The organism is Bacillus sp. V2I10 (assembly GCF_030817055.1).
Lineage (GTDB): Bacteria > Bacillota > Bacilli > Bacillales > Bacillaceae > Bacillus_P.
On sequence record NZ_JAUSYV010000001.1, the window covers coordinates 1,615,416 to 1,627,436 of the forward strand.

A 12,021-nucleotide genomic window follows, 5' to 3' on the forward strand; every position below is an offset into this window, starting at 1 on the left:
GAATGTTTGAGCATTATAGACTCTGAGCTATAAAGTATGTTTAAACTAGCTTACAAGTAAACCTACAAATGATGGGGGAATATGTGTACCGACATTTAATCCTGCGGTTGTATGGGAAGGCTTGTAGGTGATTAATCCAAGGTCAGAACCGGACTCGGGAAATCCGACCGTCCGGGATCGTAGGGGGGCTACAAGAAACGTGAATCATAATTGATTGCGCGCGCTTGTTTTCTACCCGACAGCGGGCCGAAAGCCAAGTGGTTGAAGGGATTGAGCTCCATAATGTTAGTAAATCGAGAGGGCTGATGCCTTACCTGCAGCAGAAAGCTACATTTTATTCTTCGTTAAGGGCAAGATGGATAAAACCTCTCTGGAGTCAGAGACCTTGGCACGTTACACATTGATATGATACGGCAACTCGGGAGACCCTACCGGTCTTTTCTTTTTTTTTAGAAGAGTATGGTGTACAAGCGATAACAAGCAAGGAAACCAAATGCCGATGTAGGGAGTCGGATAGCAGCGTAGTACCGATGAAGTTGGGTAATGCCGATGGAGGAAAGGCTAGCTACCAGTTATCACCCTTACTAGGGACACATTTACTACACACAGAGGTAGGGATAATAAATGGAAACAAAACTAATAAGGATAGCAGAACTAGCAAAATCTGATCCTAAAATGAAATTTACATCTCTTGTACATTTACTAAATGAGCAATCACTAGTTCAATGTCATCTTGAATTACCTAATAAGAAGGCAACTGGAGTAAACGGTACAACTAAAGAGCAATACAGTGAAAATCTAGAAGAAAACATAGAGGATTTAGTATGTAGGCTTAAAAGCAAAAGCTATCGTCCTGTTCCAGTAAGGAGAATGTATATTCCAAAGCTCAACTCAAACAAGAAAAGACCATTGGGAATACCGGAACATGAAGATAAGATTGTTCAGAAAGGCATTACGAAGATACTAAATACCATCTATGAAAATGATTTTCTAGACTGCTCTTTTGGATTCCGTCCAAATCGTAATTGCCACGATGCTTTGAAAATACTGAACCACTACATTGAAAAGAGGTCAGTAAACTATGTAGTAGATGTAGATATTAAAGGATTCTTTGACAACGTTGACCACATATGGATGATGGAGTTCTTAAAACTGCGAATTGCTGACCCTAACTTACTAAGTATAATTGGTAGGTTTCTTAAAGGTGGATATATGGAGGAAGGTAGAAAACACAAAACAGATAATGGTACACCGCAAGGTGGAGTAATATCACCTGTATTAGCTAATGTATACCTCCATTATGTCCTCGACCTTTGGTTTGAGAAAAGGGTTAGAAAACAGTGCAAAGGACAAGCATACATAGTGAGATATGCAGATGATTTTGTTTGTTGTTTTCAATATAAGAGTGAAGCTCAGGAATTCTTCCATTCTTTAAAGATGAGATTAAAGAAGTTTAACCTAGAAATAGCTGAGGATAAAACCAAAATTATTCCCTTCGGGAGGTTTGCGGAGAAAAATGCAAATCAAAAGGGAGAGGGTAAACCAGCAACCTTTGATTTCTTAGGCTTTACACACTATTGTGGGAAGAGTAAACAAGGTAACTTCCGAGTAAAGCGGAAATCAAGTAGGAAGAAAGTTCAAGGCAAACTCAAGGAATCTAAAGAATGGTTAAAGAATAATAGAAATAAAGATATTCATATGATTATGGATAGATTCAAACGCTCACTAACAGGTTATTACAACTATTACTGCATCACAGATAATACCCAAAATGTTAACAACTTCAAAGACAAAATCCAATACTTACTGTTTAAGTGGCTCAATAGAAGAAGTCAAAGAAAATCCTTTACTTGGGATAAGTACAGACTCTTTCTTGATAAATATCCACTACCATCACCAAGAATTAAAGTGAATATATACGATTTAAGAAAAGAGATTAGCTACATTCTGTAAATGATGACTAGGAGGAGCCGTGTGCGTTAATAGCGCAAGCACGGTTCTGTGAGGGGGGAGAAATACAATCTACCGCAAGGTAGAGAGGTTCTCTTCTACTCGACTAGTTGAACAAGAATAAAAGAACACCTAACACTATAGTTTGAGCAATCAAAAAAATTAGGTCTGCATTCAAATTACAATGCAAACCCATTTTGTTGTTTAATTCCATTTGTTTTCAGTTAATTTATTTCGAATTTGAGTAGCTGCGAAAAGTGCATCTTTGTCTTGAATTACTTCTTCAGGTTTGTTTCCATTTCCAAGAATATATCCCGCAAATTCAATTCCTATAAAATCAAATATGTAATTAAATTGCTGAATCATAGGCAGCCCTTTAATGTGAGGATCGTCTCCTCCAACAGCAATAACAAATGCTTTTTTAGAAGCCATTTCATTCTTGAAATCAGGATATTTTGGGTCCCTTAAGGTTTGTGACCATCGGTCGATAAAGTTTTTCATTGTTCCTGACATGCTATACCAATAAATCGGAGTAGAGAATACTAGAATGTCATTTGGAAGAATCCGTTCGATTATGGAATTATAATCATCATTTCTGTCCTGAAAGCCATCTTTTGAATGACGCATGTCTATAATTGGCTTGATATTATAATCTCTTAAGTAAATCTTTTCTGTAACCATACCTTGAATTACGTGTTCTGTCAGCATCTCCGTATTGCCATTGGGACGGGTTCCCCCATATATGACTGCTATTTTCATTCATCATTTCTCCTTTCAGCTATATTAAGTGGTTTTCTAGTTGTTTCCTTATTACTTATATCTTATATTTAATTTAAAAATAGATACAGATGATTATTTTGATTGATTCAATCGAAAAAAACGATTATAAAGAGGCGGGAAATATGGATATTAAACAATTGATAACTTTTAAAAATGCCGCAGAAAATTTGAACTTTACCCAGACTGCAAAAATTTTAAATTTTGCACAATCAAGTGTAACTGTCCAAATTAAAGCTCTCGAAGATGAAATTGGTAAACCCTTATTTGAGCGTCTAGGAAAACGATTGATTTTAACAGAGGCTGGACACAAGTTTAAACTATATGCTGAAAAGATGATAAGACTAAACGAAGAAGCGATCATGGCTGTGAACGGAGAAGAAGAACCAACTGGCACCTTAATAATTGGTGCCCAAGAGAGCCAGTGTACCTATCGTTTACCTCCAATTCTTAAAGAATTCAAGGCTACATTTCCCAAAGTTAAACTCATCTTTAAGCCTGCACATTCTGACGAAATGGCGAGAAATAATCTTATGGAGGGTTTAGTAGATGTTGCCTTTATTATGGATATAAGTAAGCCTGAGGGATCATTAAGAGTGGAGCAACTTATCAAAGAGGAGTTCAAAATGGTCATCGCACCAAATCACCCCAAACCAGTGCTCTCGATAGATGACCTTAAGGATGAGACTCTTTTGCTTACAGAAATGGGATGTTCTTACAGAGTGATGTTTGAAGACTCCCTTAAATCGGCAGGAGTATACCCACTGGATAAAATAGAATTTAGTAGTATCGAGGCAATCAAACAATGTGTAATAGCAGGACTAGGAATAGCGCTATTACCAGAGATGGTAGTGAAAAAAGATATTAAGGAGGGGAGAATGAAGGAAATACCATGGAAGGATTCCACATCTTCACTTTTTACTCAAATTGCTTGGCATAAAGATAAATGGATGACTCCTCCTTTAGAGGCATTTATTAATTTAACTCGTAAGATTTTTTTATCCGATGACTACTTCAACCAAAAGGGTTTTTCTTAGTAACGGCAACCTTTTTTACTACCTTTTGGGGCGTAAGTTTCGGTACTTACATTAATAATTTTACCCATCAGTAAGACAAAAGTATTTGTTTGTTTCACTTATTTAAACTGGTGTGAAGGGGTCCTGGCAGCGACAGTAAATCCATTTTGGTTTCAATGATAGTACGTGGTCTGAAAATAGAGATTGTGAAGAATTGTACTTAAACTAATGGGTGCCAGAGTGAAATAAAAGCATATTAGAATTAATAACGCTTGGGCTTAGATCCAAGCGTTGATAGGTGTAGTATTAGTTTGTTATTCGGTATGCTATTTCAAATGTTTGAATAATAAACTTACTGTTAAAGATTATCTGTATTAATTCTTGGGGTTTCTGGTTCAAGAGCCGCTGCTGCCCTAGCATTATCATTATGTCGATCGTTTTTGTATCTATCTAATTTACTGTATCTTTCTATGTGTTTGGAAGTTTTCTTTTTGTCAGCCACCTTATCACCTCCTACGGATAATATGTCCAACTTTTACCTTGAAAATAAAAATGGTTGAAGCAAATTAATATTTCTTAACGCTTTTAACAAACCGGTGCTTGAACGATAGAAGGATTTGTCGTGATGGTAGCTCCCTCGCTTATTGAAGTAAAGTGGCAGGATTGTTGAAGAAGAACATAAGAAAATGCCAAGTTGGGAAATTTACATGTAAGTTGTTTTTAGGAGGCTAATTAGATGGATTTATCCTTTATTTGGAAAGAGTTTGTATTAATTATTGCTGGTATTTTCTTGTTAAGAGTAGGTGAAAGAAAATCCATATCTCAAATGACCCTTGCTCAAACAATCGTTATGATTTCCATTGGAACAATTATAGTTCAACCTATTGTAGAAAAAAGTGTAATCAAAGCTATTGTTGGGTGCAGCAATCTTTGTGGTTTCTATCATCATTCTGGAATATTTAGAACTCAAATTTAACATTTTTGAAAGGTCATTACGGGTAAATCAAAAATAGTTATCGAGAATGGTACTTTGAATACGCAGAACCTAAAAAAGTTACGTCTAACAGTTGACCAATTGGAAATGAGGATGCGTAATCAGGGAATATCTAAAATAGAGGATGTAAAAACTGCAACCATTGAACCTAATGGACTGCTTGGTTATGAATTGAAGGATAATGCAAAACCCTTAACTGTCGGAGAGTTCAAGAAACTTTTAGAATCTTATTTTCGAACGCAAAGTGTTGACCAAAACAGAAATCAAAACTCATCTCCAAAAAAGGAGAATATTTTTGAAGAAATTAATAATTTAAGACAACAAGACCATCCAGACTATTTAAATTAAAGTATTTTTGTTCTTAAACTGAGCTGCCATTTTTGGCGGCTTTTCTTATTGAGCTACGAAGCAGGATAGTTTAAGAGTAGGTAATGTAAAATGGTAAGTATGTTTCGGCAATATCTGTATTAATCATATTGTTTATTTAATGGAAGATGAAGGGACTTACATCCAATTCCCCTAATAAATATTCGTTTTACTTACTTAACTCCTGTTACAACGCTGTGCAGTCATTTTATATTTTCAAAATAAGTGGGGATAATATTTCAATGAGTTCTCTTCTTGAAACAGTAAAAAGTAGTTGAGAATAGACTTTAAAGTTCTCAAAAGATGAATGGGGTTTACAACTAAATGAAATTTATGTACTTAACAATTGAACTTATAGTTGGATTTTTTTTTCTATTTATAATCGTTAAGTTTGTAGGGAAAAAAATCATTAATCAAATATCTCCTTTTACTTTTATCGCAGCTATTGTATTGGGAGAACTATTAGGAAATGCTTTATACGATCATAAAATAGGAGTATTTTATATTGTTTATTCGATGACCATTTGGGGAGGATTACTTTTTTTAGTTGAATATCTAAGTCAAAAATTCCTTACATTCAGGGGAGTCGTTGAAGGTAAACCCTCTGCACGTAGTTATTCCATTAAAGGGCAGTATTCTTGCGTTTTAAACTGTAAATTTAATTGTTTAAGAAGGAAGGAGGAAGCATGAACAATAATAAGCTGATAAAAAAGTTTGATAAACAAGCCAATACTTACGATCGAATAAGAGAAAAAGAAATCCAAAGGAAATGGAGAGAAAAATTAATTAAAGAGGCCAAAGGATCCGTTCTTGAAGTAGCAGTCGGAGCTGGAGGAAACTTTCCGTATTATAACCCAGAGAAGATTGGGAAAATTACAGCGGTGGATTTTAGTCCTAAAATGCTGGAGAAAGCAAGGGTTGCAGCTCTTCAGTATCATCTTCCAGTTGAAATTATTGAAAGTGACATTGATCAATTGGAGTTTGAAGAGAATCAGTTCGATACCATTGTTTCGACGCTTTCTTTTTGTGGTTATCCTCAACCTTTACAAACGTTAGAGAACCTAAGTAAATGGTGTAAACCAAGGGGACAAATATTGTTATTGGAGCATGGGATCAGCTCCAATTTTTTATTCTCAAAGTTACAGAAGATATTAGATCCTATGTTTGTGAGAATGATTGGGTGCCATCAAAACCGAAACATCATGGAACTGATTAGCCTTTCTGCTATTGAAATACAGAAAGTAGAACATCATTGGTTCGATGTTTTCCATCTGGTTTGGGCGAAACCCAAAAAATAACTGGTGGGTAGATTTGGACATACACAGCTCTTATTCAACAAACGGGCAGGATAGTTGAAGAGTGGTTTCAAGAGTTTGATCAACAATCGGGCCATATAATTGAACAACATCTTTAAAGAAAACTGAATATAAATGAGATTGTGAAGAATTGTACTTAAACTATCTTACAGAATAATTGAAGAATAGGATTATGCACTAAGGCATTGGAGAAATATATGAGGTGTTTTGGTTATAATCTTATTTTTGGCATAGGCCAAAACGAATAAAGATAAGCAATAATAGTGATTAATTTGCTTCTGATGTAGAAGATAATGCTAATGCTACCCCAAAAATTAGATTTTCACTCTAACTTTTGGAGTACATTAATAATTAGGACATGTATTTACTTTTGGTTTTTGATAAATTTATTGTATTATTTTTTATTAAATGAACTAATAAGGCGATTAAAGGCAAAGCTGTTCCAATGAGTAAAGTTACTTCACTATTAAATTTATAGTAAGTATAACTTCCAATCCATGAACCAAAGGCTCCTCCCAAAAAGAAAATAGTCATATATAATCCATTAAGTCTGTTTCTTATCTCGGGACTCAAACCAAAGATAACTTTTTGACCTAATAATAAATTTCCTGATACACCAATATCAATGCTAATTCCGGAGATAAGGATTAAAATTACACTAAATAGTGAATGATCTTGAACAAAAAATAATAGTACGATAGATAATAGTACGAGCGCCATTGATACATTAGTCATTGTAAAAATATAACCTTTATCTGCTATTTTACCAATAGTAGGAGTTAATAAAGCTCCAGCTATTGCAACAAAGCCAATTAATGCAATTTCATTATTTGAAAAATGTAATGGCTTAGACCTTAATAAAATTGGGATAACTGTCCAATAAAGACTAAATGTTGCAAATAAACATGCGTGATAAAAAGCTCTTTGTTGTAAAGGAGATGTATTTATTAGTAGCTTCACCATAGAAGCTATTAAATTTGGATATAACATGTTACTAGTCGATACTACTTCATAGTTGGGCAAAAATTTTATAATTAACAGTAATACGGCAACTAGCGTTATTAATGAAAAAAGAAATACCATTCTCCAGCCGAACCAGTCAGCTATTCCGATAGATAATGGGCGAGCAATCATAATCCCAATCAATAAACCACTCATCACTTTACCCACATATTTACCTGTCTCTTCAACGGGCACAATCCTCATTGTTAGTGGAACTAACATTTGAGCCGCACAGGCTCCAATGCCAATTATGGTTGTTAATATTAAAAAAACAATTCCATTTGTCGAAATTAGCGTACCAATTAATGAAATAATAGTAAGCCCGATAAGAATTCCTATTATTTTCTTACTTTTAAATAAGTCAGCCATTGGTACGATAAAAAATAAGCCCAATCCATACCCAATTTGTGTCAAGGTAGTGAGCAATCCAGATAAATCAGAAGAGATGTTCAGATCTTTTGCAATGAATTGTACAATTGGTTGTGCATAATAAATATTAGCAGCAAGTGAACCACAACTAATTGCCAAAATAAATATTAGAAAATTTGTCTTTTTAGTCAACTTTATCATCCCTTTTGTTTATTCTTATTGTTTTTTGGTATGTTCGTTCCAAAATACTTAAAAAAGAAAGACTATAGGTCTGCAATAGTCTTATCCACTAGATTATAGGCTAGATTTTTCTCTTTTTTATATCTGGACATTAAATTAATGCTATGATTTAAACTTAATAAAGAATATGCAACTAATTCAGAGTTAGCCTCTTGTGAAATTTCTTCTTTCTTTTTTCCTTCTTCAATGACTTGCTTAAATACTTTTTCAAGTTCATTAAAATCATTTAGAAGTATTTCTTCTATAGAAGGATCAATATGTCCAATAAGCAGAGAAGAATTAGTTATAATACAACTTTTGGGAATGTCATCTGAATAGCATTTTTCAATATGTTGATAAAAAAAGGATTTAAGTGATGCTTTAGTGTTTATACCACTAAAAAGTAAATTTCTCTTTCGATAGCCATAGTTTTTATAATGTTCTAAAACCAGTTTAAATAGTTCATCCTTATCTCCAAAACTATCGTAGAGAGTAGATCGACTTATTCCCATCGTTTCAATAAGATCTGAGATATATGTAGCGTCATAACCTTTTTCCCAGAATAAATACATAGCTTTATCCAAAGCATGTACTTTGTTAAAACTAATACTTCTACCCAATTTACAACACCCCCATTCATATAATTTAGTATAAAGTTTTCGGAACGATGAGTCCAGAAAAACTTATCTTGAAATCAAGTCTTCCGTTAAAGGGCGCTTTTCTTCGATAAGACAACATAAATGATATTCAACAATCGGGGGCATTTCTGGAATAATCATGCAGCGATTAATGTTCTGGTCTGAGTAATGTACTTGTTCAGATAATGCAAATGCTATTGAATGTTTTGAAAGAGGTTTGTTTTGACCACATTATTGACCACATTTTCACCGAAAGAGTATGAATTTTTACGAATTTGAAATTCATCATTTTGAAGAAATGTTAAGTTGACATATATATAGAAGAAAAATGAAAAAACCTGATTTTCCAAGTTAATAATAAAAAGATGTTCGCTTTTCCTATTTTTATGGGAGGTTATAATGTGACATCAATGGTCATTTCTAGTACGATAAAATTATCAAAGGATTAGGAGTGAGAAAATGAAGGTTTCATACCATGGACATTCAGTTGTAAAAATTCAAACGGATAAACATACGATTGTCATTGATCCATTTATAAATGGAAATGGCCAGACAGACTTGAAGGTTGAAGATTTGAAAGTTGATGTTATTTTACTGTCGCATGGTCATAATGACCACGTCGGCGATACCATTCAGCTTGCGAAACAAAACAATGCCCTGGTTGTTGCTCCTTTTGAACTTGCTACATATTTAGGATGGAAAGGTTTAAATGTTCATCCTATGCACATTGGCGGATCGCACAAATTTGAATTTGGAACGGTTAAATTAACACAGGCATTTCATGGTTCAAGCTATGAGGAAGAGGAACAAAAAATCATTTATACAGGCATGCCAGCCGGAATTCTCTTTAAAAAAGAAGGGAAAACGGTTTACCATGCAGGGGATACAGCTCTCTATTCAGACATGAAACTTCTTGGCGAATTTGAAGATATAGATCTTGCCTTTTTGCCGATCGGGGATAATTTTACAATGGGTCCTGAGGATGCGGTGATTGCAGCGAAGTGGATTAAAGCAAAGACCGTAGTTCCTATGCATTATAATACGTTTCCTGTCATTGAACAGGATCCAAAAGAATTTGTCAGCAGGCTCTCAGGCAAAACCGGAAAAGTCATGGAAGCTGGAGAATCTATTAAACTGTAAAAACGCAGGCGGGGGTTATTCCTCCGCTTTTTTCTATGTCTATTTTTCTTCTCTTATATCCCCGTGTTTTCGCATGAATGAGAGGACCAGCGCATAAAATGAAACAAGCTGTAAAAAGGAGTTGGTCAATGATGCGTATTCTTTATATCTTACTTGCGGGAGCTGTTGTGTATTTTGCTTTGCCCCGTCTGGATTTTTCAAGCAGCAGTTCACTTGAAAGCTTATTTTCTCTTATTTGGCTGATATTTGCTTTATTTGTGATAGGCGGCAATATGACGGGACTGATTTATACTCCTAAAAAACGTTTAACAAAACATTCAGCTGTGCGTAAATACCAGGCAAAAACAAAGCAGCGTGCAGCCGCTCGTTGATATAAAGCGTTCACACCCTTATAATGAAATTGGAAGATTAGAATGGCTGATGAAAAAAGGGTGAAGAAGCTTGGCAACGAAGCATGAACAAATACTGCAGCATATTGATTCCCTCCCGATTGGAGAAAAAATCTCGGTCCGGCAGATTGCAAAAGATATGAGTGTGAGCGAGGGTACAGCCTATCGTGCGATAAAAGAAGCAGAAAACAAAGGGTATGTCAGTACGATAGAGCGGGTTGGAACAATACGGATTGAAAAAAAGAAAAAAGAAAACATCGAAAAACTCACTTATGCTGAGGTTGTAAATATTGTTGATGGACAAGTACTTGGAGGTCGTGCGGGACTTCATAAAACGCTGAATAAGTTTGTCATCGGCGCAATGAAACTAGAAGCAATGATGCGTTATACAGGCGCCGGCAACCTGCTGATTGTAGGGAACCGCACGAATGCCCATCAGCTTGCAATTGAAGCGGGTGCTGCCGTGCTGATAACAGGCGGCTTTGACACGGACGAGCATGTAAAAAAAATTGCCGATGATGCAGAGCTTCCGATTATTTCAACGAGCTATGACACCTTTACTGTTGCAACCATGATCAACAGGGCCATTTACGATCAGCTTATTAAAAAAGAAATTGTTCTTGTAGAGGACATCTTAACATCGCTGGATAAGACCGTTTGCCTGAATACAACCGATCCAATTGAGGAATGGTATCAGCATAATTATAAAACAGGCCACGGCCGTTTTCCTGTTGTCGATCATAATTTAAAAGTACAGGGAATGGTTACATCTAAAGATGTGATGGGCTATGATCGCCATGTCCTTGTAGAAAAAGTGATGACGAAAAACCCGATTACCGTTATTGGAAAAACATCCGTGGCATCTGCAGCACAAATGATGGTCTGGGAAGGCATCGAAGTATTGCCGGTTGTCGATCAGAACAATCGTCTTGAAGGAATGATCAGTCGTCAGGACGTGCTTCAGGCGCTGCAGATGATTCAAAGACAACCTCAAATCGGCGAAAAACTGGATGATATTGTGACAAACCAATTTGTGGTGATTGCCGAGGATGCAAAAAAGGCAAATGTTTATCGCTTCCAGGTCAGTCCCCAAATGACTAATCATCTTGGCACGATTTCTTATGGAGTGTTTACAACAGTCGTCACAGAAGCGACCAACCGCTATTTGCGTGCACAAAAAAAAGGAGAAATTGTTGTTGAGAATATAACTATTTATTTCATGAAGCCTGTTCAGATGGATAGTATACTTGAGGTTCATCCGAAAATCCTTGAAGTCGGACGCAAGTTTGGAAAAATAGATGTTGAAGTGTTCAGCAATGGCGTTGTTGTCGGAAAAGCGATGATGATGGTCCAGCTTATTGAGAGAAGTTAATGCAGGTATATAAAAAGGACGGAGAGCCGTCCTTTTTCTTTTTTAAGCAATAAGAAAGGATAACATTTTGCGTATGGATGAAGCGGCAGCTCTCAGCTCCTCGGTCAGAACAGATCCGCCATGCCTGCGCTGACCAAGGCGCTTCCGCTTTCTAATCAGCCTTGTTTGGATTCCTTAACGGCAAAAGGCAAATAATGTTTATAAGCTTTATATCCTGCCCAGCTGCTGGCGAGTCCGACGATCATAAAAATGATTCCAACGACTAATGATACAGTTGAATGAAAAAGAAATAATTGATTGAGTCCAAAGAAAAAGACGAAAATTCCAAGTGCAATGCTTGATTTTGCAGAGAGCCACTGCTTCTCCATAGGTTTTTTTGTTCTGTAGAATTTCACTTTATAGAAGAGATAAAAGGAAAATGCAAAGATAATCAGAATTACGAATACAGGCATTAAGTAAAACCTCCATATTAA

Annotated in this window: 11 protein-coding genes and 2 pseudogenes; 8 read left to right on the forward strand and 5 right to left on the reverse strand. The window is 35.7% G+C overall.

Features of this window, described 5'->3' with window-relative positions; all coding sequences use genetic code 11:
* The first annotated feature begins 624 nt into the window (after nucleotides 1–624).
* The gene (gene ltrA, locus QFZ72_RS08115) at nucleotides 625–1,953 is read left to right on the forward strand and encodes a group II intron reverse transcriptase/maturase (protein WP_307431698.1); all 1,329 of its coding nucleotides are present in this window, start codon (nucleotides 625–627) and stop codon (nucleotides 1,951–1,953) included.
* 201 nt (nucleotides 1,954–2,154) lie between these two features.
* On the opposite strand, the gene QFZ72_RS08120 is transcribed toward ltrA, so the two are convergent.
* Nucleotides 2,155–2,709, reverse strand: coding sequence for a flavodoxin family protein (locus QFZ72_RS08120; RefSeq protein ID WP_307431700.1), 555 nt, complete (start codon nucleotides 2,707–2,709; stop codon nucleotides 2,155–2,157).
* Nucleotides 2,710–2,852: 143 nt separating this feature from the next.
* Between QFZ72_RS08120 and QFZ72_RS08125 the strand changes: the two genes are divergently transcribed.
* Nucleotides 2,853–3,764, forward strand: coding sequence for a LysR family transcriptional regulator (locus QFZ72_RS08125; protein ID WP_307431702.1), 912 nt, complete (start codon nucleotides 2,853–2,855; stop codon nucleotides 3,762–3,764).
* Nucleotides 3,765–4,101: 337 nt separating this feature from the next.
* On the opposite strand, the gene QFZ72_RS08130 is transcribed toward QFZ72_RS08125, so the two are convergent.
* Complete coding sequence (locus QFZ72_RS08130; protein ID WP_213109894.1) at nucleotides 4,102–4,245, reverse strand: hypothetical protein; 144 nt, start codon at nucleotides 4,243–4,245, stop codon at nucleotides 4,102–4,104.
* A gap of 234 nt (nucleotides 4,246–4,479) precedes the next feature.
* On the opposite strand from QFZ72_RS08130, the pseudogene QFZ72_RS08135 reads away from it, so the two are divergent.
* The 3 genes and pseudogenes from QFZ72_RS08135 to QFZ72_RS08145 all read left to right on the forward strand — a co-directional run bounded on the left by QFZ72_RS08135 (nucleotide 4,480) and on the right by QFZ72_RS08145 (nucleotide 6,401).
* Nucleotides 4,480–5,085, forward strand: a pseudogene (locus tag QFZ72_RS08135) (DUF421 domain-containing protein).
* A gap of 342 nt (nucleotides 5,086–5,427) precedes the next feature.
* A pseudogene (locus QFZ72_RS08140) lies at nucleotides 5,428–5,712 on the forward strand (DUF421 domain-containing protein); the annotation flags it as partial.
* 77 nt (nucleotides 5,713–5,789) lie between these two features.
* Complete coding sequence (locus QFZ72_RS08145) at nucleotides 5,790–6,401, forward strand: class I SAM-dependent methyltransferase (protein WP_307431707.1); 612 nt, start codon at nucleotides 5,790–5,792, stop codon at nucleotides 6,399–6,401.
* 369 nt (nucleotides 6,402–6,770) lie between these two features.
* Here QFZ72_RS08145 and QFZ72_RS08150 read toward each other — a convergent pair whose 3' ends face one another.
* Nucleotides 6,771–7,991, reverse strand: coding sequence for an MFS transporter (locus QFZ72_RS08150; RefSeq protein ID WP_307431710.1), 1,221 nt, complete (start codon nucleotides 7,989–7,991; stop codon nucleotides 6,771–6,773).
* Between the two features lie 62 nt (nucleotides 7,992–8,053).
* Complete coding sequence (locus QFZ72_RS08155; protein ID WP_307431712.1) at nucleotides 8,054–8,629, reverse strand: TetR/AcrR family transcriptional regulator; 576 nt, start codon at nucleotides 8,627–8,629, stop codon at nucleotides 8,054–8,056.
* Nucleotides 8,630–9,106: 477 nt separating this feature from the next.
* Between QFZ72_RS08155 and QFZ72_RS08160 the strand changes: the two genes are divergently transcribed.
* From QFZ72_RS08160 to QFZ72_RS08170, 3 genes are all read left to right on the forward strand, one after another.
* Entirely contained in the window at nucleotides 9,107–9,787 is a 681-nt protein-coding gene (locus QFZ72_RS08160; protein WP_307431715.1) for a metal-dependent hydrolase, read from the forward strand.
* A gap of 128 nt (nucleotides 9,788–9,915) precedes the next feature.
* Nucleotides 9,916–10,158, forward strand: coding sequence for a hypothetical protein (locus QFZ72_RS08165; RefSeq protein ID WP_307431718.1), 243 nt, complete (start codon nucleotides 9,916–9,918; stop codon nucleotides 10,156–10,158).
* A gap of 70 nt (nucleotides 10,159–10,228) precedes the next feature.
* Nucleotides 10,229–11,548: a DRTGG domain-containing protein gene (locus QFZ72_RS08170; protein ID WP_307431721.1), complete on the forward strand. Its 1,320-nt coding sequence runs from the start codon at nucleotides 10,229–10,231 to the stop codon at nucleotides 11,546–11,548.
* Nucleotides 11,549–11,703: 155 nt separating this feature from the next.
* Here QFZ72_RS08170 and QFZ72_RS08175 read toward each other — a convergent pair whose 3' ends face one another.
* Nucleotides 11,704–12,000: a YtpI family protein gene (locus QFZ72_RS08175; protein WP_223437180.1), complete on the reverse strand. Its 297-nt coding sequence runs from the start codon at nucleotides 11,998–12,000 to the stop codon at nucleotides 11,704–11,706.
* Between the last annotated feature and the right edge of the window lie 21 nt (nucleotides 12,001–12,021).